20 protein-coding genes are annotated in these 25,845 nt (G+C 66.6%); 8 read left to right on the forward strand and 12 right to left on the reverse strand.

Annotation, left to right across the window (positions count from 1 at the left end):
* Positions 1-74: 74 nt before the first annotated feature.
* On the forward strand, positions 75-992 hold the full coding sequence (locus tag BMX07_RS20395; RefSeq protein WP_090622129.1) for a DMT family transporter: 918 nt from the start codon (positions 75-77) through the stop codon (positions 990-992).
* A 90-nt stretch (positions 993-1,082) separates the two neighbouring features.
* Here BMX07_RS20395 and BMX07_RS20400 read toward each other — a convergent pair whose 3' ends face one another.
* The 3 genes from BMX07_RS20400 to BMX07_RS20410 form a co-directional block, all read right to left on the reverse strand.
* Positions 1,083-2,195 carry an arginase family protein gene (locus BMX07_RS20400; protein WP_090621639.1) on the reverse strand — a complete coding sequence of 371 codons (1,113 nt, stop codon included), beginning with the start codon at positions 2,193-2,195 and terminating at the stop codon, positions 1,083-1,085.
* Positions 2,192-2,317, reverse strand: a complete 126-nt coding sequence (locus tag BMX07_RS25500) for a hypothetical protein (RefSeq protein ID WP_281246985.1) — start codon at positions 2,315-2,317, stop codon at positions 2,192-2,194. Before BMX07_RS25500 ends, BMX07_RS20400 begins: the two co-directional genes overlap by 4 nt.
* Before the next feature lie 159 nt (positions 2,318-2,476).
* Positions 2,477-3,646 (reverse strand): pyridoxal phosphate-dependent aminotransferase, encoded by a 1,170-nt coding sequence (locus BMX07_RS20410; RefSeq protein ID WP_090621648.1) that lies wholly within the window; start codon positions 3,644-3,646, stop codon positions 2,477-2,479.
* 336 nt (positions 3,647-3,982) lie between these two features.
* Between BMX07_RS20410 and BMX07_RS20415 the strand changes: the two genes are divergently transcribed.
* Positions 3,983-5,023: an NrpR regulatory domain-containing protein gene (locus tag BMX07_RS20415; RefSeq protein WP_090621650.1), complete on the forward strand. Its 1,041-nt coding sequence runs from the start codon at positions 3,983-3,985 to the stop codon at positions 5,021-5,023.
* Here the strand turns inward: BMX07_RS20415 and BMX07_RS20420 are convergent.
* The 6 genes from BMX07_RS20420 to BMX07_RS20445 all read right to left on the reverse strand — a co-directional run bounded on the left by BMX07_RS20420 (position 5,008) and on the right by BMX07_RS20445 (position 12,489).
* On the reverse strand, positions 5,008-5,856 hold the full coding sequence (locus BMX07_RS20420) for a nitrilase family protein (RefSeq protein ID WP_090621653.1): 849 nt from the start codon (positions 5,854-5,856) through the stop codon (positions 5,008-5,010). The two genes, BMX07_RS20415 and BMX07_RS20420, sit on opposite strands and share 16 nt — an antisense overlap.
* A complete protein-coding gene (locus tag BMX07_RS20425) occupies positions 5,853-7,727 on the reverse strand; it encodes an ABC transporter permease subunit (RefSeq protein WP_090621656.1) in 1,875 nt (624 codons plus the stop codon). Before BMX07_RS20425 ends, BMX07_RS20420 begins: the two co-directional genes overlap by 4 nt.
* A complete protein-coding gene (locus BMX07_RS20430; RefSeq protein ID WP_090621658.1) occupies positions 7,728-8,822 on the reverse strand; it encodes an ABC transporter ATP-binding protein in 1,095 nt (364 codons plus the stop codon).
* The gene (locus BMX07_RS20435) at positions 8,819-9,925 is read right to left on the reverse strand and encodes an ABC transporter substrate-binding protein (protein WP_090621660.1); all 1,107 of its coding nucleotides are present in this window, start codon (positions 9,923-9,925) and stop codon (positions 8,819-8,821) included. The genes BMX07_RS20430 and BMX07_RS20435 overlap by 4 nt, the downstream gene beginning before the upstream one ends.
* Positions 9,926-10,070: 145 nt before the next feature.
* Positions 10,071-11,078 carry an NrpR regulatory domain-containing protein gene (locus BMX07_RS20440; RefSeq protein WP_090621663.1) on the reverse strand — a complete coding sequence of 336 codons (1,008 nt, stop codon included), beginning with the start codon at positions 11,076-11,078 and terminating at the stop codon, positions 10,071-10,073.
* Between the two features lie 7 nt (positions 11,079-11,085).
* The gene (locus tag BMX07_RS20445) at positions 11,086-12,489 is read right to left on the reverse strand and encodes an aspartate aminotransferase family protein (protein WP_090621666.1); all 1,404 of its coding nucleotides are present in this window, start codon (positions 12,487-12,489) and stop codon (positions 11,086-11,088) included.
* 297 nt (positions 12,490-12,786) lie between these two features.
* On the opposite strand from BMX07_RS20445, the gene BMX07_RS20450 reads away from it, so the two are divergent.
* From BMX07_RS20450 to BMX07_RS20470, 5 genes are all read left to right on the forward strand, one after another.
* On the forward strand, positions 12,787-15,813 hold the full coding sequence (locus BMX07_RS20450; protein WP_090622132.1) for a PAS domain-containing sensor histidine kinase: 3,027 nt from the start codon (positions 12,787-12,789) through the stop codon (positions 15,811-15,813).
* Between the two features lie 218 nt (positions 15,814-16,031).
* Positions 16,032-16,343, forward strand: a complete 312-nt coding sequence (locus BMX07_RS20455; protein ID WP_090621669.1) for a DUF7518 family protein — start codon at positions 16,032-16,034, stop codon at positions 16,341-16,343.
* A gap of 88 nt (positions 16,344-16,431) precedes the next feature.
* Positions 16,432-20,004, forward strand: a complete 3,573-nt coding sequence (gene smc / locus BMX07_RS20460; protein ID WP_090621671.1) for a chromosome segregation protein SMC — start codon at positions 16,432-16,434, stop codon at positions 20,002-20,004.
* A complete protein-coding gene (locus BMX07_RS20465; protein WP_090621674.1) occupies positions 19,997-21,055 on the forward strand; it encodes a segregation and condensation protein A in 1,059 nt (352 codons plus the stop codon). The genes smc and BMX07_RS20465 overlap by 8 nt, the downstream gene beginning before the upstream one ends.
* Positions 21,056-21,145: 90 nt before the next feature.
* Entirely contained in the window at positions 21,146-21,667 is a 522-nt protein-coding gene (locus tag BMX07_RS20470; protein WP_090621676.1) for a DUF8108 domain-containing protein, read from the forward strand.
* A gap of 21 nt (positions 21,668-21,688) precedes the next feature.
* On the opposite strand, the gene mtnP is transcribed toward BMX07_RS20470, so the two are convergent.
* Positions 21,689-22,549, reverse strand: a complete 861-nt coding sequence (gene mtnP, locus BMX07_RS20475; RefSeq protein WP_090621678.1) for an S-methyl-5'-thioadenosine phosphorylase — start codon at positions 22,547-22,549, stop codon at positions 21,689-21,691.
* A 148-nt stretch (positions 22,550-22,697) separates the two neighbouring features.
* On the opposite strand from mtnP, the gene BMX07_RS20480 reads away from it, so the two are divergent.
* Positions 22,698-24,161 (forward strand): MATE family efflux transporter, encoded by a 1,464-nt coding sequence (locus tag BMX07_RS20480; RefSeq protein WP_090621681.1) that lies wholly within the window; start codon positions 22,698-22,700, stop codon positions 24,159-24,161.
* Between the two features lie 54 nt (positions 24,162-24,215).
* On the opposite strand, the gene BMX07_RS20485 is transcribed toward BMX07_RS20480, so the two are convergent.
* Entirely contained in the window at positions 24,216-24,944 is a 729-nt protein-coding gene (locus BMX07_RS20485) for a sporulation protein (protein ID WP_090621684.1), read from the reverse strand.
* Positions 24,945-25,074: 130 nt separating this feature from the next.
* Entirely contained in the window at positions 25,075-25,770 is a 696-nt protein-coding gene (locus BMX07_RS20490; protein ID WP_090621686.1) for a phosphoribosyltransferase, read from the reverse strand.
* Between the last annotated feature and the right edge of the window lie 75 nt (positions 25,771-25,845).

Genomic DNA, 25,845 nt, shown 5'->3' on the forward strand with positions numbered 1-25,845 from the left:
CGAACGGGCGGGAGGACGCCGTTTCGATCGACCGAATCCAGAGGCGTTATCACGTCCCGGTGGGACCGGAAGCTATGACATTCGCGGTTCCGGATTCGCTGCTCGGCGTCCTCCTGGCGAGCGTCGCCGCCGTCGGGTTCGCAGGGCAGTTTCTCTGCATCCGGCTCGGAACCGACGACGGGGACGTCACCGACGCGGTCCTCGTCGTCCTGGCCAGTCACGTCGTCCTGCTCGCGCCGGCCGTGTTCGCGCTCCACTCGCGGCCGTACGCGGCGCTTGTCACGCCGCTCTCGGTCGCGTCGTTCGCGGCGGCCGGCATCGTCGGTATGTTCGTCGCGCGCCTGCTGATGTTCACCAGTATCGAGGCGCTCGGCGCGAACGTGACTTCCCCCGTAATCGCGTCGAACGTCCTCTTCGCGACGATCTTCGCCGTCGTCGTCCTCGGGGAACGGCTGACCGCGAGTCACTTCGTCGGAATCGTCCTGATCGTCGCCGGCATCGCCGTCGTCTCCTGGGAGACCGCAGCCGCCGCCGATACCGACCGATCCATCCGAGAGACGGGCAAGACGATCGTGCTGCCGCTCGCCGCCGCCGTCTGTATCGGTATCGAACCGATCTTCGTCTCGATCGGGCTCGCCGAAGGGACGCCGATCCTGCCCGGCCTCGTCGTCATGGCGAGCGCCGCGACCGCCGGCTTCGTCGGCTACCTGGCGGTGACCGGCTCGCTGGGCGGGGTCCCCCTTCGCAGTCCGTCGACGGCGTGGTACGTCGCGGGCGGGCTCTCGACGACCGTCGGCTTCGTCGCGTACTTCGCGGCGCTCGCGGTCGCACCCGTCGTCCTCGTCATGCCGCTGCTCCAACTTACGCCGTTGCTGGTCGTCGTCCTCTCCGTCCTGTTTCTCCCGCGGCGACTCGAGCGCGTCACCTGGCGCGTCACCGCCTCCGCGGTCGTCGTCGTTCTGGGTGCGACGGTCGTCTCCGTCGTGGGGTGAGCCGCCCGGTGATCGCGCCTCGTCGTCCCGTCGGGGTCGTTCGGAACGTGGACTGTGGTGAACGGCCCGATCGCGTCGGCCGCTCGCGAACTACTCGAGCGGCCAGTAGTCAGCGTGCGCCTCGATCGCCCGGTCGACCGCCTGCTCGGCGAGCGCCGGGTTTCCTGCCATCCACGCGAACGGATCGTCGATCTCGGACTCGAGTCCGAGCGCGCCCTCGAGGACGCCGAGCGTCGCGTACGCGAGGTGGGTTATCTGATAGCCGCCCTCCTGTACGAGGGCGAGGGAGTCGTCCGCGTGCTCGGACGCCAGCGCCCGCGCCCGCTCGCCCAGGGACTCGAAGCCGGCTTTCGTGACGGTGTTCCGCCCCAGCGGATCCATCGTCCCCGGGTCCTGGCCCGCGCTCACCAGCAGGACGTCGGGATCGAACGCTCCCAGTACCGGCCCGACGAGTTCGTCCATCGCGTACCGGTACCCGTCGTCGCCGGTGCCGGCCGGGAGCGGAACGTTGACCGTGTACCCCTCGCCGTCGCCGGTCCCCTGCTCGGTGAGATCGCACGACTGCGGGTGGCTCACCTCGTCCCACGGCCAGTGGTCGTTGTGGAGGCTGACGAGGAGGACGTCGTCGCGGTCGTCGAAGATCTCCTGGGTCCCGTTCGCGTGGTGGACGTCCCAGTCGAGGACCGCCACGCGGTCCGCTCGCCCCGTCTCGAGCAAGTGGGCTGCGGCGACGGCGACGTTGTTGAAAAAGCAAAAGCCGTCGCTCTGGGACGACTGCGCGTGGTGGCCGCTCGGCCGGACGAGCGCGTACGGGAGCGCCGAGGTTCCGGGGTCGGCCGCGTGTTCGGCGGCGGCGATCGCTCCGCCAGCGGCGGTCGCCGCGGCGCGATACGTTTCCGCGTTGCCGCCCGTTTCCGCCGTGAGCCGACCGCCGCCGTCGTCGGCCCAGGAGCGAACCGCCTCGACGTACGACGCGGCGTGAACGCGGGTCAGTTCGGTTTCGGTCGCCGGCTCGATGTCGGCCCAGGTCGTCCGATCGCCGAGCTCGCTCCGGAGGATGGACCGGACGTTCTCGATGCGTTCGCGCCGATCCGGATGGGGCTCTCTCACCGCCAGCCGGCCGGTCCACGGCATCTCGAAATCGCCCGCGGGAGGAACGTGTGCCAGCGCCGCGTCGTCGTAATAGACGCACAGCTCGGTCATGTCGCCTCCGAGCCGTCGGCGACGGCGACCGCGGCCGTCTGCGGGCCGGTCCACGCCATCGCTGTCGTCGGGTCGGTCGTGGGGAGCAGCGGCCGAGGCGATCCGTCTGTCGAAGTGCACATCTCGACTGTAGCCACAGAGCGGGCGACGAAAAAGATCCCGACGGGGGCGGCCGTCGGCGGCTCAGGGAGACGGTTCGGAACGCGGTCGGCATCGAACCGCAACCGCCCCGGTCGACATCGTCCTCGCCGTCGTCGCAACCGGCTCAGCTTCGGCGTCGGTCACCACCAGCGGTTCTCGCGCAGTCGATCGACCGCCTCCCGAATCGTCTCCTCGTTTCGCGAGAAGGTAAACCGGATCCAGTCCGCGTCGGCGTCGGGGTCCGTGTAGAAGCTGCTTCCCGGCACGGCGGCGACGCCGGCCTCGCGGATGAGCCGATAGCAGAACTCGAGGTCGGCTTCGTCCGTCGGATACCGCGTCATCATGTAGTACGCGCCGTCGGGCGTGACGGGATCGAGCCCCGCCTCGACGAGCCCGTCGTAGAGCAGGTCGCGGCGCCGCTCGTAGGACGCGGACAGCTCCTCGTAGTACGAGTCGGGCAGCGAGAGCGCCTCGACGCCCGCCCGCTGGAACGGCGTCGGCGCGCAGATGCTCGTGTAGTCGTGGACCTTCCGGAGCTCCCGGGAGAGGTACTCGGGGGCGAGACAGAATCCGACGCGCCAGCCGGTGACGCTGAACGTCTTCGACATGCCGGTACAGACGACCGTCCGGTCGGCGAGGTCGCCGACTTCGACCGGGCTGAGGTAGTCGTCGTCGTAGACGATGTGCTCGTAAATCTCGTCGGTGAGCACGATCAGGTCGTGTTCGAAGACGATCTCCTCGATCCGCTCGAGTTCGTCGCGGGAGAACACCTTCCCCGTCGGATTCATCGGCGTGTTGAGCACGAGGATCCGGGCGTCTTCGGCCGCCGCCGCGAGCCGCTCGTAGTCGATCTCGAGGGTGTCGGTGATGTCGAGGGGGACGGCCGTCGCGCCGGCGAACTGGCTGGCCGGGATGTAGCTCTCGTAGACCGGTTCGAAGTAGATCACCTCGTCGCCCGGTTCCGCGAGCGCGAGCATCGTCGACATGATCGCCTCGCTGGTGCCGCTCGTGATCGTCACCTCGGTCTCGGGGTCGTATTCGACGCCCTTCCAGTCGGCGTACCGCTCCGCGACCGCGTCCCGGAGATCCGGGAGCCCCCAGGTGATCGTGTACTGGCTCTCCGCGTCGATCGCGTCTTTGGCGGCCGCCTTGATTTCGACCGGCGTCTCGTCCGCATCGGGAATCCCCTGCGAGAGGTTGATCGCGTCCTCACGGAGCGCTTCCCGAGTCATTTCGCGGATTACCGACTCGGCGACGCCGCTCGTTCGGGTCGTGCCGACGGCGTCGCTCGAAAGCGATCGCTCGCTCATCGTTGCCTCACCGTTGCGTTCGCGTGCTGGGTCGTCAGGTTCGTGTCCATCGTTCGTTCCGTATTCGTCGATTGTATCGTAATCGCTCCGCAAACCGTCGCTCGAGGAGCGCGGTCCGAGCCGACACGACGCGGTCGTCGCGGCGCGACATCGCTGCGTCGTTCGTCGGCGGCAGTTTCCTTGTCATTTCTCCGCACGGCGGCAATGGGTTGCCATCAACTGTGTTGCCGTAGCTGGCATAAAAGCGTACGCACTGTGTCGACGCGGACGCGGACCGACGACGGGTCGGCCGCTGAAACCAAACCTTGGTGTGTGTTGTCTGTGAGTAAGACTCGTATGGCACCGGAACTCGACAGGCGGACGTACGATCTGCTCCGTCTGGTCGACCGGCACGCCCCGATCGGCAGCATCCAGCTCGTCGAACTGATGCAGCTCCACGGGTACGATATCAAAGACCGGACGATCAGACTGACGCTTTCGGAGCTCGACGAACTCGGGCTCACGGAGAAAGTGCCCGGAAAGGGCCGCCGCCTCACCGACAGCGGACGCATGGAACTCGAGCAGGGGGACGTCAATAGCCGCCTCGGGCAGATCCGCGCGCGCATCTCCGCGCTCACGAGCCGCGTGAGCTACGACCCGATCGAGGACGCCGGGACCCTCGTCGCCGCCGCCGCGTTCATCGACGAGCCGGCGGTCGACGAGACCCTCCGGCTTCTCGAGCGGCTCGAATCGCTCCCGCTCGGTCCGGTTCCGGTCTCGCTCGAGGAGAGCGCCCCGGACGAGCCGGGGGAGTACCGGCTGCTCGCTCCCTCGAGCATCTCCCTCGACGGCGTCTTGCTCTCCCACGGGGTCGACGCAACCCTCTCGACGGCGGGCGTCCTCGAATACGAGCCCGTCGAAGCGCCGTCGGACGACGCCGACGCCGAACGCGGCGGTCGAATCGCGCGATACGTCGACGTGCTCAACGGCGAGGGGTCGTCGATCGACGTCATTTCGCTGTTGATCGAGGCCGGCCGAAGCGACGTCGCGAGCATCATCGAGGATGGCGACACCGGCCTCGTCATCGGTGACGATCGCGAATTCCCGATCAACAGGTACGAGGAAGCCCGGGATCTGGTCCACTCGAGTCGCGAGTCGCTCGGCGGGGCCCTCGACTTTCGACGACCGCGCGAACAGGACCACCACCCCAGCGGCAACTCCGCGTGGGCGTTCGGCTCGATCACGTACGTCGGGACCGGTGAGCTCCTGTTGACGACGCTCAACGAGTACGGCCTCTCCGACTCGTGGGAAACGCTGTACGGAACGGTTGCGAGAAAAGAACTCGAGCCGGTCGGGGCGGCTCGCGCGCCGCCGCTGGACCACTACTCGAGGTCGTAGACGTCCGGCCGGCGGTCCGCGAGGGCGTCGTCGCGATCCGTCAGCGCCTTGCGCCGCGCTCGCCGGAGGTCGCAGTCGGCGGCGAGCGCGTGCTCACCCGTCCGCGGAGCGGGGCCCGCGACCGGCACGCCGTTCGGATCGACGATGACGCTCTGCCCCTCGAACGAGGTTCCGCGTTCGGTTCCCGCGCGATCGGCACAGGCCACGAACACGCGGTTCGCGTTGGCGTGTGCGACCGTCTGATGGACGCCCATCGTCCAGCCGGCGGGCCGTTCGTCGCCCGCCGTCCCGTCGTCACCCGCCGGCTCGGGAACCCAGTTCGTCGGCACGGCGACGAGGTCGGCACCGGCTCGAGCCTGCGAGATCGTCTGTTCCGGAAACCAGAGGTCGTTGCAGATCTGCACGCCGAGCCGGCCGAACGGCGTCTCGAAGACCGGGACGTCGTCGCCGGCCGCGAACCATCGCTTCTCCTCGTTCCAGCGGTGGACCTTTCGGTAGACTCCCTCGACGCCGTCGGGCGAAACCACCAGCGCGCTGTTGTAGAACGCGTCGTCGTCGGCCTCGGCGAACCCGCCCACGATCCACGTGCCGGTCTCGGCGGCGACGGCCGCCCAGGCCCGGCCGGTCGGACCGTCGCGCGGTTCGGCCACGGCCGCGAGTTCGTCGGTCGACTCGAACACGTAGCCCGTGGTCGCGAGCTCCGGCAGCACGACGAGATCGGCGTCGGCGTTCTCCCGGACGGCGTCGACGGTTCGGTCCCGATTGGCCTCGACGGCCCCGAATTCCGGGACCGTCTGTGCGACGACGATCCTGGCGTCGGCCGGCGAACTCACTCCCAGATCCCTCCGGACATGCGCTCGATCGCGGTCATCACGACGACCGTGAGCGCGATGAAGACCACGCTCGCCGCCGCGATCGTCGGCGGGTACGAGTAGCGCAGCTGGTTGAAGATCTGTATCGGGATCGTGTCCACGAGGAACAGCGACAGCAGCCACGCGATGATGTACTCGTTCAGCGAGAGGATGAACGCGAACAGCGCGCCGGAGATCACGTTCGCCCGCAACAGCGGGTACGTGATCGTGCGGATCGTTCGCACCGGCGACGCGCCGAGGTTCATCGCGGCTTCCTCGTAGGTTCGATCGATCTCGCCGAGTCCCTGCGAGATCAGGATGAACGGGAACGGCGCGTAGAAGATCCCGTGGGCGACGATGATGCTCAGCTGAGAGCCGGCGAAGCCGATCTCCAGGAAGAACACGAGGAAGGCCACGCCGATGATCACCGGCGGAACCAGAATCGGCAGGACGCCGAGCGTTCCGAAGATGGCCCCGAGCCGGTAGTCGAACCGATCCAGTGCGAACGCGAGGGTTCCACCGATCGACGTACTGAGCAGCGCTGCAGCCGATGCGATCGTGAGGCTGTTGATCAGCGCGATCAGCCACGACGAGTCAGTGAAGAACTCGCCGTACCACTGCAACGAGAACCCGCCCGGCGGGAACGTCAGGAACTGCTCGGGAGTGAACGAGACGGCGACGATGATCCCGAGGGGAGCGGCGATGTACACCATGACGGCCGCCACGTACAGGCGGAAACTGACCCACGTTATCGACTCTCTGGTCGTCGAATCGACCGACGTCACCAGCGAATTCACGGCGCTCGAGATCGCACCGGCCGCCCCGGCGAGACCCGTCCGTTCGGCCGCGGCGGCGACACCGCGGCGGGCGCGCGCCCCGATACCGGTGGCGTTCGCGGCCGCCGTCGCGTCGTCCGATCCGCTGTCGACGGTCTCTATCTCCTCCGTTCCGCCGAGGCTCGCGGTCGTGACGCCGGTGAACCGAACGAACACCCAGAGGAACGCGAGCACGACGGCGATCAGCCCGATGCTCATCGCGGCCCCGAACGGGTAGTTGCTCTCGCTCATGATCTGCTGTTCGATCAGCACCGGCAGGGTCCGCTGTGCGGAACTTCCGAGGAGCCGCGGCAGCACGTACGACCCGAGTGCCAGGATGAAGACGAGCGCGGTGCCGCTGGTGATCCCGTGTTTCGACAGCGGGAGCGTCACCCGGCGGAACGTCGTAGCCGGTCCCGCACCGAGGTTCTTCGACGCCTCGAGCAGCTCGCCGTCGATGTTCCGAATGCTGCTGTAGAGCGTGAGTATCATGAACGGCAGGAAGACGTACACCATACCGACGATCAACCCCCAGTAGCCGGGGTAGAACGACTGGTGTTGGGAGAGGACCCCGGTGGCGACGCCGATCGAACTCAGGATCCCGTTGGAGGCCAGAATGACCTGCCACGCGTACGCCCTGATGACGTAGGTTACCCACAGCGAAGAGATGATCGTGATCAGCAGCGCGCTCCGCAGCCACGGTCGCCGCATCTGGGCGAGGTAGTACGCCATCGGATAGCCAAGCAGCAGCGAGATGACGGCCGTTACCAGCGAAATTTCGACCGTTAGCCACAGCTGCCCGAGATAGAGACTGCTCGTGAGAAAGCGCGTGTAGTTCTCGAGCGTGAACCCCATCTCGTACTGGCCGCCGGGAATGTTGACCCAGAAGCTGAACACCACCAGCATGGCCAGCGGCACGAGAAAGATCGCGACGAGCCAGCTCAGCGGGTACGACAGCACGTACCACTTCGCGTTCGCTCTGAGCCCCGCCCGTCCGGCCTCGCTGCCGTCGTCGGTCGCGGATGTCTCGGTCGCCATCTATTCCTCCACGATTCGGCAGTCGTCGGGATCGACGCGAACAGTCGCTCGCTGCCCCGACGATCGCTGGTTCAGGCCGCTCCGGCGAACGACGACGAGCTCTCTGCCCGCCTCGGTCTCGAGCCGGAACTCGACGCTGCTGCCGAGGTGCCGTTTGAACGTGATTTCGCCCTCGAAGACGTTCTCGACGCTGCCCGTCGAGCGGGTCCCGCCGTCGGCGCTCGCGGTCCCGAACTCGAACCGCTCCGGTCGAACGACGACCGAAACGTCCGCGCCGGGCTCGATCCCGGGGCGGCTCTTCGACCGAACGGTCACGTCTCCGCAGTCGACGGTCGCGTACCCGTCGTCGACCGCCGTCACCGAGCCGTCGAAGATGTTCGCGGTGCCGAGGAAGTCCGCGACGAATCGCGTGTCGGGATCGTTGTACACTTGGTCCGGCGGGCCGACCTGTTCGAACCGGCCGTCGTTCATCACGGCGAGTCGATCGGACATCGTCAGCGCCTCTTCCTGGTTGTGCGTGACGAAGACGGTCGTGATCCCGATCTCCTGCTGGATTCGGCGCAACTCGACTTGCATTTGTTCTCTGAGTTGCTTGTCGAGACTGGCCAGGGGCTCGTCGAGCAACAGCGCCTTCGGGCGCGGTGCCAGCGCTCGAGCGAGCGCGATCCGCTGTTGCTGTCCGCCGGAGAGCTGATCCGGCGTTCGATCGCCGACGCCGGGCAATTCGACCAGCTCGAGCATTTCGGCCACTCGCGCGTCGATCTCCTCGTCGGTGTACTCGCCCGACGCTTCCATGCCGTACGCGATGTTCTCGTGGATGGTCATGTGCGGGAACAGCGCGAAGTCCTGAAACACCATCCCCGTGTCGCGCTCGTACGGCGGCGCGTCGGTCACGTCCTCGCCGTCGATGCGGATCGACCCATCCGTCGGCGTTTCGAAGCCGGCGATCGTCCGCAGCGTCGTGGTCTTGCCACAGCCCGACGGCCCCACGAGCGTGACGAACTCCCCGCTCTCGATGTCGATGTCGACCCCCTTGACGGCGAGGACGCCACCCGGATAGCGCTTCGAGACCCCGGTGAGTGAGATCCCGCTCATTCGCCGACGATGAACTCCTCCCAGCGTTCGTTGACCCAGTCTTCCTCCTCGACGTAGAGCTCGTAGCTCGGGACGATGGCTTCGTCCGGCCCCGGACCCGCGATCTTCTCGTAGGTCTCGTCGTCGATCTCGGAGTGCTCGCGATCGATCGTCGGGCTCGTGTAGAGGTTCTCGGCGACGCGGTCCTGCACTTCGGGTCGGCTCGCGTAATCGATGAACTGCTGCGCCTCGTCTTTCAGCTCCGAGGTCTCGAGCGTCACCCAGTGCCCGGAGTCGAGGATCGATCCCTCCGAGACGAAGTTCGACTGCACCGGCGCGCCGTCGTCCTGCATGACCAGCGTGATGTCGCTGTACAGCATGCCACCGGGTACCTCGCCGTCGCGGAGCCGCTGCTGGAACTCCGCTTCGTTCTCGTACCAGAAGTTGGCCTGGGGCTTCACTTCCTCGAGCTTCTCGAACACCTCGAGCACGCCGTCCTGGTCGGTCAGGATCTCCTGTCCGTCGAAGAACACCTCCGCCGTGACGTCGAGCAGGAACGAGTTCGATGCGTAGCCCAGCAGGCCGAGCTGGTCCTCGTACTGGTCGTCCCACAGCGCTTCCCACGTGTCGATCGGTTCCTCGATCTCCTCGGTGTTCTGAACGAGGTTGATGTACCACGACAGCGCACCAACGCTCGAGATACCCCCGTCGGCTTCGCCGACGAGGTCGTCGCTGATGTACTCGAGGTTCTCGAAGTCGCCCTCGTCCCAGATGTGCCAGAGATCGGAGTTGAGGCCCTGGAGGACCCCCGTCTGAGCCATAATCGCGACGTCGACGGGCGCTTCGCCCGCCTGAACGCCGTTCTCGTACTGGGTGAGTGCTTCCTCGGAAGTGGGCTGGGCCTCCGACTTGACCTCGAAGTCGACCTCCTCGGTAAACGGACCGAACAGGTGTTCGTCCATCACCTCCTGGAAGACGCCGCCGTAAACGGCTACCGTTAGCGCGTCGTCACCGCTCTCGAGAAAGCCCGTACATCCTGCGAGTCCGGCCAGCGAAATCGCGCTTCCGCTGGCTGCGGTCGTTCGAAGGAATTTCCGTCGTCCGTGCGTGTACTTACCTGGCATTACCTTGCCACCGTTACTCTCCCATCTCCCTTTCTCATACATAAAACTTCCCACGTGACCGCGATATTCTGGTCATGTTTTACACACAACTGGATGAACCTGTCCCGATACACGATTATTCGACTGAATAGAAGACAGACGTAGATTATTGCGACCGTGAAAGTACAGAACGCGGACGTACCGCCGCGAGGGTCTCCCACTCGAGGGCGATTCCGGACTCGACACACGCGGAGATGAGGCATTCTGACGCCCCCGCGTACGTGAGCGACGCGAACTTCCACCCGGGTTCCCCCCACGGGAACGGGCCGGGCTCTCGAGGTCGGCGAACGTCGAGAACGCCGCCCAGGCGATCGCGGGTCGTCACCGCGAGTTCGGCGGCCGTGTCGTAGTGGACGAGCGGGAACTCGCGGTTGTCGGCGACCAGCAGTCCGGTTTCACCGTCGAGCGCGTTCGTGACGTCCGTCTCCCGGGCCCTGATCAACAGCGAGACCAGATCCACCGTCGCCCGCTCGTCGCCGATCACGTCGGTGAACCGGCGAATCGCGCCGCCGTGAACCGCCGGCTCCGGGTCGTCGTACGGAACGGTGTCCGGCCGCTGGTGATACTCGACGACGCCGATCGTGTCCGGGTGGCTCTCGATCCCGTGCGAGAGCAAGACGCCGTCGATCGTCACGCTCGAGGGGACCGCGACCTCGAGTCGGTCGCCGTCGGGTCCGTCGACCGGGTCGACCGCGGTCGGAACGGGGCCGAGCCGCGAGTCGTTCATCCGCGTCACCAGCTCGTCGAGGGTCGATCGATCCTCGCGCGAGACGGTCACGGTTCCGACGACGACGTCGCCCGCGTCGGCCGCCGGGTCGTAGGTGACCCGACTCGTGAGATCGGCGAGTCGTTCGCTGACGCGTTCGATCCGACCGCTGAGCCCGCCGCGCTCGAGTTCGCTGCGGCCGGCCGCCGTCAGTCGGCGTCCCTTTCCGCCCGCTTTCTCGGTCAGTCCCGCCTCGTCGAGGTCGGCGAGGGTGTTCCGGACCGTCCGCTCGGTCACCGAGTAGCCGTGTTCGCGGAGGTGCTCCGTGAGGTGGACGCTTCCGATCGGTTCGTGGGCCGCCAGCAGGCGGAGGATATCGTACGTTCGCCGGTCGGGATCGGTCGCCATTACGGGACTACTGCTGTGCCGCCGCTAAATGGGTGGCGAGATCCGCGAACGCGTCGACGTGGGCGTCGATCTCGTCGGCGGTGTGCTGGACGCTGATCGTCCACTGCTGGGAGGCGTCGTGGGGGTGCGGGATGACGCCCCTGTTCAGCATGCCGAACCAGTACGCCTCGTGGAACGGTTCGTCGACGGCCGCCCAGTCGCGGAACGTCCGGATCGGCTCCTCGGTGAAGTAAACCATTCCCTGCGAGCCGACGCCGGTCACCTGCGCCTCGAGCCCTTCGTCCTCGATCACGTCCCGGTAGCCGGCCGCGAGGCGATCGGCGAGGTCGGTCACGCGGTCGTACGCCTCGTCGGTGAGGACGTCGCGCAGCGTGATACCGACGGCCCGCAGCGCCAGCGGATTCCCGTTGTACGTCCCGTAGTGTGCCGCACCGGTCGCGACGCCCTCGTCGAGATCGGCCGCGATCCGGTCCATGATCTCGCGGCGGCCGCCGAACGCGCCGACGGGGTACCCGCCGCCGATGGCCTTCGCCAGCGCGACGAGATCGGGCTGCACACCGTAGTACTCCGCCCCGCCGCCGGGCGCGAGCTTGACCCCGGTTTTCACCTCGTCGAAGATCAGGACGACGTTGTACTCGTCGGCGAGCGTTCGCAACCGCTCGAGGTACCCGTCGACGGGTTCGACGAGCCCGAGGTTGAGACAGGCCGGTTCGACGAGAATGGCGGCCACCTCGCGGCCGTGCTCGCGGAGCAGTCGCTCGACGCTCTCGGCGTCGTTGTACTGCGCCAGCAACACGTCGTCGGGGACCGAGTCGGGGATGCCCTGGGATTCCGCGACGCGACACGGGTCCGACGCGGGGCCCGCTCGCTCGAGCGGTGGCATCTTGCTCACCAGGGCCGGGTCGTGCGCCCCGTGATAGGCCCCCTCCATGCGGATGATCTTCTCCCGACCGGTGTAGGCCCGTGCCAGCCGCGTCGCGTGCATGACCGACTCGGTCCCGCTGTTGGTAAAGCGAACCCGCTCGATCGCGTCCCAGCGGTCGATCAGCGGTTCGGCCGCGAACTCGATCAGTTCGTTCGGGCGGGTGTACAGCGTCCCGCGGTCGATCTGCTCGATCACGCCCGCCGATAGTTTCGGATGCGTGTGCCCGACGAGCTGCGTTCCGTTGTTGAGCGCGAAGTCGAGGTACTCGTTCCCGTCGACGTCGTAGAGAGACGCCCCCGCCGCGCGGTCCGCGTGAACTGGGTAGGGGTCGTACGCTCGGAACGTGCTACAGACGCCGGCCGGGACCAGTTCCCGGAGATCGTCGGCCATGGCCGCCGAATTCGGCGTCCGTTCTCGATAGCGATCGTACTCCCTCGAGAGCAGTTCTTCCGCCAGCGCGTCGGTGGTCGATATCGGATTGTCCATCGGATATACCGGAATTGTATTTCCGGTCTGTACGTCGAGTCAGTGCGAGAGGTAATAAATCTACTTGCCCAAACAGGCGAATATCTCGACGAGGACCCCTCATAACTGGTGGCGCTGCGCGATCGGCGTGCCACCACCGTCTAAAATACGGAACTGTCTTTCCGGTCGGTGGCGGCGGTCGCGAGCCCCGTCTTCGGGAATCCCGGAGGCGGCGTTCACGACCGTACCGACGCTGCGAGCGTCCAGGTGGTGCCAGCCGGCGAGAGCTTTTTCCGGACCAACGACTACTATCGGAGCATGAGTACACGAGCGGGCGCGAACGACGGGGCGTTCTGGGGGGACGCTGACGACGACGTCGCGCTCGACCGCTATCGGACGCTCGTCAACACGATCGACGACGGGATCTACCAGCTCGACGCCGACGGACGCTTCGTCGCCGTCAACGACGTCATCGTCGAGGCGACCGGCTATTCGCGCGACGACCTCCTCGGCGAGCACGTCTCGTTCGTGGTCGACGACGCCGACGCCGGCCGCATCGAGCGCGAACTCGCGAACCGGATCGACGCGAACGACGACGTCGCGACGTTCGAACTCGCCGTCCGAACGGCCGACGGCGAGACGATCCCCTTCGAGGCACGGATCAACCTCCTGATGGAAGACGGCGAGTTTCGGGGGTCCATCGGCGTCGCCCGCGACCGCTCCGAGAAACGGTACCGACGGGAAACGCTCGCATCGGCGGCGTCGTACGAGTCGATCACGAGCATCATCGACAACGCCGATATCGGTGTCATGGTCCTCGACGAGTCGTTCGAAATCGAGTGGGCCGACGCGACCATCGAGCAGTATTTCGGTCTCGACCGGTCGGCTCTCATCGGCCGGAGCCACCGCGAGGTCGTCGACGACACCCTCAAGAACCGGTTCGACGATCCCGAGTCGTTCGCGGAGACGGTCCTGTCCGCGTACGACGACGATCGCGACGTCGATCGCTTCGAGTGTCACGTCGTGGCACCCTCGAGCGACCTCGAGGACCGATGGGTGAAATACCAGAGCAAGCCGATCGAGTCGGGGACGTTCGCCGGCGGCCGGGTCGAGCTCTACTACGACATCACCGATCAGAAGCAGTCCGAAGACGCCCTGCAGGAGAGCGAAGAGGAGTTCCAGTCGCTGGTCGACGCCGTCGAGGAGTACGCCATCTTCCGGCTGGACACGACGGGTCGGGTCACCAGCTGGAACAGAGGCGCGCGGAAGATCAAGGGATACGACCGCGAGGAGATCGTCGGCGACCACTTCTCGCGGTTCTACACCGACGACGACCGAGCGGCGAACGTCCCCGAGCGCAACCTCGAGCGGGCCCTCGAGAACGGGTCGACCGAGGACGAGGGATGGCGCGTCCGCGAGGACGGCACGCGGTTCTGGGCGAACGTCACGATCACAGCCGTCCGCGACGACGACGGTACCCATCGGGGCTACCTGAAAGTGACCCGTGATATGACGGATCGGCGAGCACGCGAGCAGGAACTCGAGACCGAGCTCCAGCGCATCCTCGGCAGGATCTCCGACGCCTTCTACGCGGTCGACGACGAGTTCCGGCTCACCCACGTCAACGAGCGCGCCGCGGAACTCCTGCAACGTCCCGAGGAGGAACTGCTCGGGGAGGTCGTCTGGGACGTGTTTCCGGATCTTCGCGAGCTCGAGACCGTCTGGGACGCCTTCCACACGGCGCTGAAAACGCAGGAGCCGACCAGCTACGAGCTCTACTACGACACGCTCGACTTCCACGTCGAGGCGAACCTCTACCCCTCCGAGACCGGCATCTCGGTGTACTTCCGCGACGTCACCGAGCGCAGGGAACGCGAGCGCGAACTCGAGCAGACGGAGCGGCGCTTCGAAGCCATCTTCGAGGATCCGAACATCCTCGTCGGCCTGCTCGAGCCCGACGGGACGGTCCTCGACATCAATCAGACGGCGATGGAGTACATCGACGCCGACCTCGAGGACGTGGTCGGCGACCAGTTCTGTAAGACCCCCTGGTGGAGCGAGGGCGTGCAGCCCGACGTCAGACGGTGGACCGAGCGCGCGGCGGCCGGCGAGTACGTCAACTTCGAAACCGACCTCACTCGGCCGGACGGCGAGCGGTACACGCTCAACGGCGTCTTCAGACCGGTCACGAACGACGACGGCGAGGTCGTCTCGCTCATCGTCTCGGACCGCGACGTCACCGAGCGAAAGAAGCGCGAACGCGAACTCGAGGAGTCCGAACAGCGGTACCGCACCCTCGCGGAGCACTTCCCGAACGGCATCGTCACCCTGTTCGACCACGACCTCGAGTACACGCTGGCGGCGGGGCAGGGCTTCGATAAGATCCCGCCGGAGCCGGCCGACATCGAGGGGAAGTGCTTCACCGACGCCTGGCCGACGGAGACGAGCGACGCGCTCGAACCGGCGCTCCATGACGCCCTCGAGGGCGAGGAGCGGTCGGTCGAACTCGAGTACGCCGGTCGAGAGTGGGTGCTGTATTCGGTCCCGATCACCGACAACCGGGGCGACGTCTTCGCCGGGGTGACGATGGCCCACGACATCACCGAACGAAAGGAGTATCAACGGAAGCTCGAGGAGACCATCGATCGGCTCGAGGAGTCCAACAAGCGGTTAGAGCAGTTCGCCTACGCGGCGAGCCACGACCTGCAGGAGCCCCTGCGGATGGTCTCGAGTTACCTCCGGCTCATCGAGAGCCGCTACGCCGATGCCCTCGACGCGGACGGCGAGGAGTTCCTCTCGTTCGCCGTCGAGGGTGCCGACCGGATGCGCAGGATGATCGAGGGGCTACTGACCTACTCGCGGGTCGAGACCCAGGGCGAGCCGCTCGAACCGGTCGATCTCGACTCGGTCCTCGAGGGCGTGCTGGCGGATTTACAGCTGCAGATCGAGGAGACGAACGCCGAGCTCGCGGTCGAGGACCTCCCCCGCGTCGAGGGCGACGCGGACCAGCTTCGGCAGGTGTTTCAGAACCTGCTCGCGAACGCGATCGAGTACAGCGGCGACGAACCGCCACGGATCGCCGTCGACGCCGAACGCAGGGGCGACCAGTGGGTGATCTCGGTCCGCGACGAGGGAATCGGGATCGATCCCGACGACCAGGGCCGCGTGTTCGAAGTCTTCCAGCGGCTGCACAGTCGCGAGGAACACCCCGGCACCGGGATCGGGCTGGCGCTCTGTCAGCGGATTCTCGAACGTCACGGCGGGGATATCTGGGTCGAGTCGGAGCCCGGCGAGGGGGCGACGTTCTCCCTGACGCTTCCCGCGGTCGGGGAGTCCGCCCGCTGAACCGATCGGTATCACCGCCCCGTCGCACGGTTGCTATCGCTCACCGCCACGGTCGATCGCAGACCCGACAGCGGACAGTCACGGCCAGCAGTACGGCTGCGCACGGATCGGCCGCGAGGGAGGAAGCGACCGCCGTCTCGGCGGGCGATCGACGAATTGTAAGGTAGCTTATAGTCGTCTGACGTACGTTTATGTGGCCGGACGGACCCCTAGTTGATATGTCGAACAACCGCGTCGAGCAGCTCGAATCGACGGTTGCGGAACTCGAGTCGACGGTAGAGGGCCTGACGGACGAACTCATCGAGGCGAAAGAGCGGATCCGCGTCCTCGAGGCCGAACTCGACGCCGACACGCCGACGCGCGTCCCCGAGCGACGGAACGGGGAAACCGGGACGGCGGCGACCGGCGGGAACGAAACGCCCGAAGCCGAACCCGACGAAGTCGCCGAAGCGGCGGCCGACGCCGACACCGAGGAGGCCACCGGCGACGAAGCGGAAGACTCAGGTAGCGACGACATTATCGTCGCATAACTGCGGACGACGCCGCGATTCGGGGAGTACTGAGACACGGTGGGCCCCGAGCAGCCGACCGTAGCGGTACGGAGGTTTCGCAACGAGAATGTACATCAAGTCGATCGTCCTCGACAAGTTCAAGAGCTTCGGCAGGAAGACGAAGATTCCGTTCTACGAGGACTTCACCGTCGTCACGGGGCCGAACGGCTCCGGGAAGTCGAACATCATCGACGCCGTCCTCTTCGCGCTCGGACTGGCCCGCACCCGCGGGATCCGCGCCGAGAAACTGACCGACCTCATCTACAACCCCGGTCACGAGGACGGCGGTAGCTCCGGGGGGCCTCGCGAGGCCACCGTCGAGGTGATCCTCGACAACTCCGACGGCACCCTCGAGCGATCGCAGGTCGTCAACGCCGCGGGGAGCGAGGACGTCGGCGACGTGGACGAGATTCGCATCCGTCGCCGCGTCAAGGAAACCGAGGACAACTACTACTCCTACTACTATCTGAACGACCGCTCGGTCAACCTCTCGGACATTCAGGATCTGCTCGCACAGGCCGGGATCACGCCGGAGGGTTACAACGTCGTCATGCAGGGCGACGTCACCGAGATCATCAACATGACGCCCCACGCCCGTCGGGAGATCATCGACGAGATCGCGGGCGTCGCGGAGTTCGACGCCAAGAAGGAAGACGCCTTCGGGGAACTCGAGACGGTGCAGGAACGGATCGACGAGGCGGAACTCCGCATCGAGGAGAAACGCGACCGGCTCGACCAGCTCGCGGACGAGCGCCGGGAGGCGATGCGCTACCGCCGGCTCCGCCGCGAGAAAGACGAGTACGAGGGCTACAAGAAGGCCAGCGAGCTCGAGGAGAAACGCGCCGCGCTCGAGTCGGTCGAGACCGAAGTCGACGACCTCGCCGACGAGCTTCGGGAGCTCCAGCGGGAGCTCGACGAACGCGAGGGGAAAGTCGTCCGCTTACAGGAGGACCTCGAGGACCTGAACGCGGAGATCGAGCGCAAGGGCGAGGACGAGCAGCTCCGGATCAAAAGCGAGATCGAGGAGATCAAAGGCGACATCTCGCGGCTCGAGGACAAGATCGAGACCAGCGAGGAGGCGATCGAGGACGCCGAGGCGAAGCGCCGCGAGGCCTTCGTCCAGATCGACCGGAAACAGGAGACGATCGACGACCTCGACGACGAGATGCGCGAACACAAGCTCGAGAAGGCCTCGATCAAGGGCGAAATTCAGGAACGCGAGGCCGAACGCGACGACCTCGAGGCCGAAATCGAGGCCGTCGACACGGAGTTCGACGAGCTCAAGGCCGAACTCGCCGAGCGCAAGGACGACCTCGAGGAAGCGAAGACCGAAAAGAACGACCTGCAACGCGAGCAGGACCGCCTGCTCGACGAAGCGCGACGGCGCTCGAACAACATCGACGAGACGGCGGCGACGATCGAGGAGCGGCGCGAGGAGCTCCCCGAGATCGAGAGCCAGCGGAGCGACCTCGAGCGCGAACTCGAGAAGGCCGAACGGAACCGGCAGAACATCGCCGAGGTCGTCGACGACCTGAAAGGCGAGAAGCGGCGGCTGCAGTCCGACGTCGACGACCTCGACGACGAGATCCAGGCGAAACAGCAGGAGTACGCCGAACTCGAGGCCAACGCCGGCGAGAGCGGCGACTCCTCGTTCGGTCGCGCGGTCACGACGATCCTCAACTCGGGGATCGACGGCGTCCACGGCGCGGTCGCCCAGCTGGGGACCGTCGCCGGCGAGTACGCGGTCGCCTGCGAGACCGCCGCCGGCGGGCGGCTGGCGAACGTCGTCGTCGACGACGACGTCATCGGCCAGCAGTGTATCGAGCACCTCAAGTCCCGAAACGCGGGCCGGGCGACCTTCCTGCCGCTGACGGACATGAGCCAGCGCCGGCTGCCGTCGGCACCCAGCGATCCGGGGGTCGTCGGCTTCGCGTACAACCTCGTCGACTTCGACGGCGAGTACGCTGGCGTCTTCTCCTACGTCCTCGGGGACACGCTGGTCGTCGAGGACATCGAGACCGCCCGCTCGTACATGGGCGACTATCGGATGGTCACGCTCGACGGCGACCTGGTCGAGAAAAGCGGCGCGATGACCGGCGGCTCCGGCGGCGGCTCGCGCTACTCCTTTACCGGCGGGGGCGAGGGCCAACTCGAGCGCGTCGCGAAACAGATCACGGAGCTCCAGGAGGAGCGGGAATCGCTGCGGGAGGACCTTCGGGGCGTCGAGGAACGTCTCGACGACGCCCGTGACCGCAAGAGCGACGCGGCCGACGAGGTGCGATCGATCGAGGCCGAACTCGAGGGGCTCGACGACCAGCGCGAGCGCATCGAGACCGAGATCGCGGACCTGGAGGACGACCTCGAGGAGCTCCGGGCGGAACGGGAGACCGTCGACGGGCGGATGAACGAGCTCTCCGCGGAGATCGAGGCCAAGACGGCGACGGTCGAGGAGCTCGAAGCCGAGATCGCGGCGCTCGAACGCGAACTCGCGGACTCGAAGATCCCCGAACTGACCGACCAGATCGAGGCGCTCGAGGCCGAGATCGACGAACGGGAGGACCGCATTCAGGAACTCGACGGCACGCTCAACGAGTTGAGCCTCGAGAAGGAGTACGCCGAGGACGCCATCGAGGACCTCCACGACGACATCGAGACCGCCCAGAACCGCACGGCCGAACACGAGGACCGGATCGACGAGTACGAGGCGCAGATCGAGGCGAAGCGCGAGGAACTCGAGGAGAAACGCGCGGCCGTCGAAGCGCTCGAAGAAGAGCTCACCGAGTTGAAAGACGACCGCAGCGATCTCAAGGAGGAGCTCTCCGAGGCCCGGACGAAACGCGACCAGCAGCAAGACCGGGTCAACGCGGTCGAAAGCAAACTCGAGGACGCACGCGAGCGCGCGAACAGCCTCGAGTGGGAGATCGAATCCCTCGAATCGGAGGTCGGCGACTACGACCCCGACGACGTGCCCGACCACGAGACCGTCCTCGAGATGATCGACCTCCTGCAGGCGGACATGGAGGCGATGGAGCCCGTGAACATGCTCGCGATCGACGAGTACGACGAGGTCCGCAGCGACCTCGACGACCTCGAGGAGGGCAAGGAGACGCTCGTCGAGGAGGCCGACGGGATCCGCGACCGGATCGAGCAGTACGAGACCCAGAAGAAGCAGACGTTCATGGACGCCTACGACGCGATCGCCGCCCACTTTACGGAGATCTTCGAGAAGCTCTCGGAGGGAACGGGGACGCTCCACCTCGAGAACGAGGCGGACCCGTTCGACGGCGGGCTGACGATGAAGGCCCAGCCGGGCGACAAGCCGATCCAGCGGCTCGATGCCATGTCCGGCGGCGAGAAGTCGCTGACGGCGCTGGCCTTTATCTTCGCGATCCAGCGGCACAATCCGGCCCCGTTCTACGCGCTCGACGAGGTCGACGCCTTCCTCGACGCGGTCAACGCCGAGCGGATCGGCGAGATGGTCGACGAACTCTCCGACAAAGCGCAGTTCGTCGTCGTCTCCCACCGCTCGGCCATGCTCGACCGCTCCGAGCGGGCCATCGGCGTGACGATGCAACAGGACAACGTGAGCGCGGTGACCGGAATCGATCTGAGTAGCGGCGAGGTGCCGGCCGATGACTAGCGATGGCTCCTCGAGCGACGCGAGCGGCGACCGGAGCGAGCCGGACGACGACGGGATTCCGCTGCACATCGCCGGCCACGAGGACCGCGAGCGACCCGGGGACGCGAGTCCGGACTCTCAACCGAACGGCGAAAGCGACGGCGACGGCGACCGCGACCCCCAGAGTGGCGACTCGGTCCTCGAGTTCACGGACGTGGAGATGGCCCCGTCGGGAGACGACGGCGACGGCGACGACGACGAGGAAGCGGTCGAACCGGTCGAACTGCTCGTCCAGCTCGCGAAAGACGGCGAGATCGATCCGTGGGACATCGACGTCGTTCGGGTCACCGACAAGTTCCTCGCCGCGATCGAGGACGTCGACCTGCGGACGTCCGGACGGGCGCTGTTCTACGCGAGCGTCCTCCTGCGGATGAAAAGCGACGAGCTGTTCGCGACCGACGAGCCCGACGAGGAGGAGCTTCCGCCGTGGGAAGCGCCCTTCGCCGACGACGGGACGATGGACGCGGAGAGCGACGACCGGGACTACCCGCCGGGGTTCGACCCCGTCGAGAACCTCGAGGAAGAGATGGAGCGACGCCTCGAACGCAAGCACGCCCGCGGGAAGCCGGAGACGCTGGACGAACTGGTCCGCGAACTGCGCACCGCCGAGCGCGACACCTGGTGGAAGGAATCGCGCAGTTACGACACCAGCGGCTCGCCGACGGGGTACGACCGCGGCGTCCAGGAGCTGAACTACCACTCCGGCGACGACTTCCGGGTCGACGACGAACCGACCAGCGACGACGTCACCCACACGACTCACGAGGAGGACATCGAGGCGGTCATCGACGACGTCGAGGGCGAACTCGAGCGTCACTACGACGAAGGCCGCGACGAGGTGCTGTACGCCGAGATCGACGAAGTCGGCGGCACGCGCGTGATGACCTATCTCGCGCTGCTGTTCCTGGCTCACCGGGGACGGGTCACGCTCGAGCAGGACGAACTGTTCGGCGACCTCTGGGTCCAGCGGGTGACGGTGGACGCGGAGCCCGAAGAGGCGACCGCCGACTGACGTCGGTTCGGACGACGGCCGACGGGACGCGAGCCCGTCGTGTGCTCGCGTCGAAAGGATTATCTGTTCGTTCGAAAATCGATTACACGAATGACACGACCGGGTCGGCGACAGAGCGTCGGGCGCGGACTCCGTCGTGTAGCCGATTACGCCGGGTTCGTGTTCCTCTGGGGCTGGATTCTCGTATCGCTGCTGTTCCTGCCGGCGATGCTCGGTGCTCCCGTCGTCGGCATCGCGCTCTTTCTCGTCGGGCTCGTCGTCTGCTGGCAGGCGGCCGAAGCCTCGAGCGACCCCGTTCACACCGTCGGTACGAAACGCGAGGTTCGAACCGGCCGCGTCGACTCGGCGACCGTCGACTGCGGCGAGTGCGGGCGGCCGGCCGAGGGCGGCGAGTACCGCCGCTACGAGGAACGGCGCGTGCTGTTCGGAGCCACGATTTCGGTTCCGGAATCGGGAGAGAACGTCTACTGCGAGGCGTGTGCGGTCGATCCGCGCGATCCGTTCGACGACGGCGTCGACGGCGAGCGCGAGCCGTGGGCGGCCGGCGACCCGACCGACCTGGAATCGCCGGACCCCGCTACGTCGTCCGGTCTCGAGTCGGAACGGTCGTGACGGTGCGACTCGACGGACGCGTCACTCCAGATACTCGCCGGCCAGGAGGTCGACGCGCTCGAGGGTCGCCTCGGGGATCGCCTCCTGTGGCGTGTTGATCGTCCCCTCGAGTGCGCTCCAGGCATCGCTCTCGAAGTCGTCGGGCATCGTTCGGATGGCGTGTTCGACGACCGCGTTGATCGCGTCCTGATTGGCCGCGGCGTTCTCGAGGACCTCGTCCAGCGTGACCTCGTTGTCTTCCTTCCAGACGTCGTAGTCGGTGACGCCGGCGACGGTGGCGTAGCTCAGTTCGGCCTCGCGGGCGAGTTTCGCTTCCGGAATGGCGGTCATTCCGACGATGTCCCAGCCCTGCTCGCGGTAGAATTCGCTCTCCGCACGGGTGGAGTACTGCGGCCCTTCGATACAGACGTAGGTGCCGTCTTCCTGCGTTTTCGTCCCGTCGTCGGTCGCCTCGCGGGCCGACTCGGCGAGGTGGGAGACCATTTCGGGACAGTAGGGATCGGCAAAGCCCATGTGGACGACCATGCCGTCGCCGAAGAACGTCGGCGTGCGGTGCTTGGTCCGGTCGAAAATCTGGTCGGGGACGACCAGCGTCCGCGGCGGCAGTTCCTCGCGCAGGCTGCCGACCGCGTTCGTGGCGATGACCCGGTCGACGCCGACCGACTTGAGCGCGTAGATGTTCGCCCGGTAGGCCGCGTCGGTCGGCGGATGCTGGTGGTCCGAACCGTGGCGCGGGAGGAACGCGACCTCTCGCCCGGCGAGTTCGCCGAGCGTGACCGCCTCGCTCGGCTCGCCGTAGGGCGTCGAAAGCTCCTCTTTGCGGGTGTTCTCGAGTGGCAGTGCTTCGTAAATACCGCTCCCGCCGATAACGCCGATCGTCATGCGAATCCCTCGGCGTACCAGTACCGTAAACGGACTGGTTCCCGTCTTCGGCTCCGGCGCGGAACCGCCCCCGTGAGCTATCACCGACGGTGGTTGTCGATACCACGCCTCACGAGAACCCAAGTAGAGCCGTCGTCACTGTTCGGCCATGGCAGTCGACGAGGAGCAGCAGGGCGGCCTCACTGAAGGGCCGCTCGTGCGGCCGATGGTTCGGCTGGCGTGGCCGCTCGTGGTCATCCAGCTGTTGCAGGTGGCGTACAACGTCGGCGACACCTTCTGGCTCGGCGCACTCTCGCCCGACGCGGTGGGTGCGGTGAGCCTCGCGTTTCCGCTCCTGTTCCTCCTGATCGCGATCGGCGGCGGCTTCACGGCGGCCGGCGCGATCCTGATCGCCCAACACACCGGCGCGGAGAGCGGCGACGCGGGCCTGATCGCCGGGCAGACGCTGTCGTTCGTCTCGCTGGTCGCGATCGGACTGAGCGCGCTTGGCTTCGTCGCGACCGAGCCGATGCTCGCCGCGCTCCCCGCCGACGCCGAGACGGAAGCCGCGATCCTTCCGCTGGCCGCCGAGTACCTGCGGGTGTTCTTCCTCGGACTCCCCTTCCTCTTCGGCTTCTTCGTCTTCGTCGCGCTCATGCGCGGCTACGGTAGCACGCGTGCGCCGATGCGAGTAATGCTCGTCAGCGTCGTCATCAACCTCGCGATCGACCCGTTGCTCATCTTCGGCGTCGGCCCGCTGCCGCGACTCGAGGTGCAGGGAGCCGCCGTCGCGACGCTCGTCTCGCGAGGAATCGCGACGGCGATCGGCTTCTACCTGCTGTACTACACCGACGTGGGGCCCGACATCCGGGCCGCCCACCTCCGGCCGCGACGGGAGTACGTCGCGAAGATCACGCGATTGGGAGTCCCGACGGCGCTCGAGCAGTCGATGACGGCGCTGGCCCTGGTCGCGATGACGGCGATGGTCGTGACCTTCCCGCCGGCGGTCGTCGCGGCCTACGGGCTGGGGAACCGGTTGATTTCGCTCGCCTTCCTGCCGGCGATGGGGCTGGGGCAGGCCACGGATACGATCGTCGGTCAGAATCTGGGTGCGGGCGAGCCCGATCGGGCGGCGAGGGCGGTCCGGATCGCCGCGGGGGTCATCGCGGGCGTCATGCTCGTGGCCGGCCTCCTCGCCGTCCTCTTCCCGGAGCCGATCGTCTCGGTGTTCGTCACCGCCGACGCGGCGGGCAAAGCGGCGACGATCGACTACGGCGTGACGTACCTCCGGTACGCCGCGGTCGGCTTCGCCTTCATGGGCGTGCTCCAGGTCGTTCAGGGGGCGTTCCGTGGGGCTGGAAACACGAAGACGGCGCTCGCGTTCGCGGTGCTCGGGCTCTGGATCGTGCGGGTCCCGGTCACGTACTACCTGCTCTTCGTCGCCGAGTGGGGGCCGACCGGTATCTGGACGGGCGTCGTGGTCGGTGACGTCGTCGGCGCGATCGCCGCCGTCGCGTGGTTCACGCGGGGTACGTGGAAGCGCTCGATCGTCGAAACCGACGACGGCGAGCGGCCGACGGACGGACCGGTCGGGACGGCCGGGGCGGCCGACACGGAGTCGACCGCGGAGTGACGGTTGGTCGGGACGCCGCACAAATTCTCGAAAACGGGGCCGTGGGCGGCCGAATCAGCAGTTTCGTTCGATCGCCGCGCGGAGCGTCCGCTCGAGATCGGCCTCGTCGCCGTCCCTGAGCGAGAGCCGATCGTATCGTTCGTCGGCGTCGAACTGTTCCGCCAGCAGGCCACCGCGACGGTCCACCTCGAGCACCAGGTCGAAGCCATCGTCCTCGGGCAGCGTGACGATCTCGAGTTCGTCGAGTTCGCCGGCGAAGGGGCCGGATCGGGGGACGAACTCGAACTCCTGAACGAAGCGGTGATTCGAGAACAGCGACTCCGTCGCTTCGCACTCCGCCGTTCGGAGCCTGAACCCGAGCGAATCGACGGCGTCGAACAGCGCCCGGCGCAGCGGATCGGGTTCGATCTCGAGTTCGTCGCGGTCGTCGGGATCGATCGCCCAGTCGATGTCGAGGCCAGTATCGAGCCAGACGCTCGTGCGCCCCATCGTGACGGGCGTGTGGTACGGAACGTCGATCGATACGGTGTGGGATCGCTCCTCGCCAGGCTCGATCGTAAACGAGTCAGCGATGCGGAACGTGTCGATCTTCGCCGTTCGTCGACTCTCGTCGGTCTCGTAGCTCGTCGCGAGCGCGAAGTAGATACTGTCGACCTCCTGCGCGTCGTTGCCGCCGGTAACGTCGACGCGCGCATCGACGGATTCGCCCGCCGTGAGCGTCGTCGGCAGGACCGTATCGACCGTTGCGGCACCGATACCGAGGCTCGAAAGGACACCGTTCATACGACGAGTACTGTCACAGTCACCGCTTAAATAATTATATTATTGACACCCGCGGCGGCGACCGAGCGGCGTGTGACCCGGCACGATCGCATCGAGCGGCGTCCGTCGCCCGTCGACCGATCGGCTGCAGTTACTCGACGAGCGCCCACTCGTCGTCGCCGACCGACTCGAGGAGTTCGCGTCGTTCCATCTCGCGCAGGACCTCCGACAGCCGGTCGGGCTGGGCGATCTCCATCTCGATCCGTTCGATGCCGTGGTAGTCGGTGAGGTAGTGGCGGATCGCCTCGTTCGTGAACGTCTCCTGGTCGGCTTTCTCCATCGCACTGGAGATCAGATCGATCATGTCCTCGATGAAGTTCCACGGGTAGACGATCCAGGACCACGCCTCGAGTCGTTCCCCGACGTAGTCGGGCTGGAACTCGCTGGTGCCGAGCAACTGGAGCGTCGCGGTGCGGACCTCGCCGGCATCGCGGTCGTCGACGTACTCGTAGGCGCGCTCGATCGAGCCGCCGGTGTCGGCGATGTCGTCGATGATGAGCACGTCCTTGTCCGCGACGCTGCCTTCGGGCATCGGATAGCGGACGGTCGGCTCACCGGACTTCTGGGCGGTGCCGACGTAGTGTTCCATCTTCAGGCTCGTCAGGTCGTCCAGCCCGAGGAAGTCACAGAGACACCGGCCGGCGAACCAGCCGCCGCGCGCCAGAGCGACGACGACGTCCGGTTCGAACTCGTCGTCGCGGATGTCGTCTGCCACGTCCCCACACAGGCCGTAAATGTACTCCCAGTTGGTAATCGTACAGTCGAAATCGTCCGGTAAGTCGGACATCTGATGGCCACCTACCCGGTGTCTCGAGCGCAGCCCCCTTAAGTTGGCTGAAACGAGCCGCACCCTCGAGCGATC

Origin of the sequence: Natrinema salaciae (assembly GCF_900110865.1) — an archaeon.
GTDB classification, from domain to species: Archaea; Halobacteriota; Halobacteria; order Halobacteriales; family Natrialbaceae; genus Natrinema; species Natrinema salaciae.

Coding starts and splice junctions, on each gene's coding strand:
- BMX07_RS20395 (WP_090622129.1), top strand. CDS start 75: ATGACATTCGCGGTTCCGGATTCGCTGCTCGGCGTCCTCCTGGCGAGC.
- smc (WP_090621671.1), top strand. CDS start 16,432: ATGTACATCAAGTCGATCGTCCTCGACAAGTTCAAGAGCTTCGGCAGG.
- BMX07_RS20435 (WP_090621660.1), bottom strand. CDS start 9,925: ATGCCAGGTAAGTACACGCACGGACGACGGAAATTCCTTCGAACGACC.
- mtnP (WP_090621678.1), bottom strand. CDS start 22,549: ATGACGATCGGCGTTATCGGCGGGAGCGGTATTTACGAAGCACTGCCA.
- BMX07_RS20490 (WP_090621686.1), bottom strand. CDS start 25,770: ATGTCCGACTTACCGGACGATTTCGACTGTACGATTACCAACTGGGAG.
- BMX07_RS20400 (WP_090621639.1), bottom strand. CDS start 2,195: ATGACCGAGCTGTGCGTCTATTACGACGACGCGGCGCTGGCACACGTT.
- BMX07_RS20450 (WP_090622132.1), top strand. CDS start 12,787: ATGAGTACACGAGCGGGCGCGAACGACGGGGCGTTCTGGGGGGACGCT.
- BMX07_RS20465 (WP_090621674.1), top strand. CDS start 19,997: ATGACTAGCGATGGCTCCTCGAGCGACGCGAGCGGCGACCGGAGCGAG.
- BMX07_RS20410 (WP_090621648.1), bottom strand. CDS start 3,646: ATGAGCGAGCGATCGCTTTCGAGCGACGCCGTCGGCACGACCCGAACG.
- BMX07_RS20445 (WP_090621666.1), bottom strand. CDS start 12,489: ATGGACAATCCGATATCGACCACCGACGCGCTGGCGGAAGAACTGCTC.
- BMX07_RS20480 (WP_090621681.1), top strand. CDS start 22,698: ATGGCAGTCGACGAGGAGCAGCAGGGCGGCCTCACTGAAGGGCCGCTC.
- BMX07_RS20430 (WP_090621658.1), bottom strand. CDS start 8,822: ATGAGCGGGATCTCACTCACCGGGGTCTCGAAGCGCTATCCGGGTGGC.
- BMX07_RS20455 (WP_090621669.1), top strand. CDS start 16,032: ATGTCGAACAACCGCGTCGAGCAGCTCGAATCGACGGTTGCGGAACTC.
- BMX07_RS20440 (WP_090621663.1), bottom strand. CDS start 11,078: ATGGCGACCGATCCCGACCGGCGAACGTACGATATCCTCCGCCTGCTG.
- BMX07_RS20425 (WP_090621656.1), bottom strand. CDS start 7,727: ATGGCGACCGAGACATCCGCGACCGACGACGGCAGCGAGGCCGGACGG.
- BMX07_RS20485 (WP_090621684.1), bottom strand. CDS start 24,944: ATGAACGGTGTCCTTTCGAGCCTCGGTATCGGTGCCGCAACGGTCGAT.
- BMX07_RS20470 (WP_090621676.1), top strand. CDS start 21,146: ATGACACGACCGGGTCGGCGACAGAGCGTCGGGCGCGGACTCCGTCGT.
- BMX07_RS25500 (WP_281246985.1), bottom strand. CDS start 2,317: ATGTGCACTTCGACAGACGGATCGCCTCGGCCGCTGCTCCCCACGACC.
- BMX07_RS20415 (WP_090621650.1), top strand. CDS start 3,983: ATGGCACCGGAACTCGACAGGCGGACGTACGATCTGCTCCGTCTGGTC.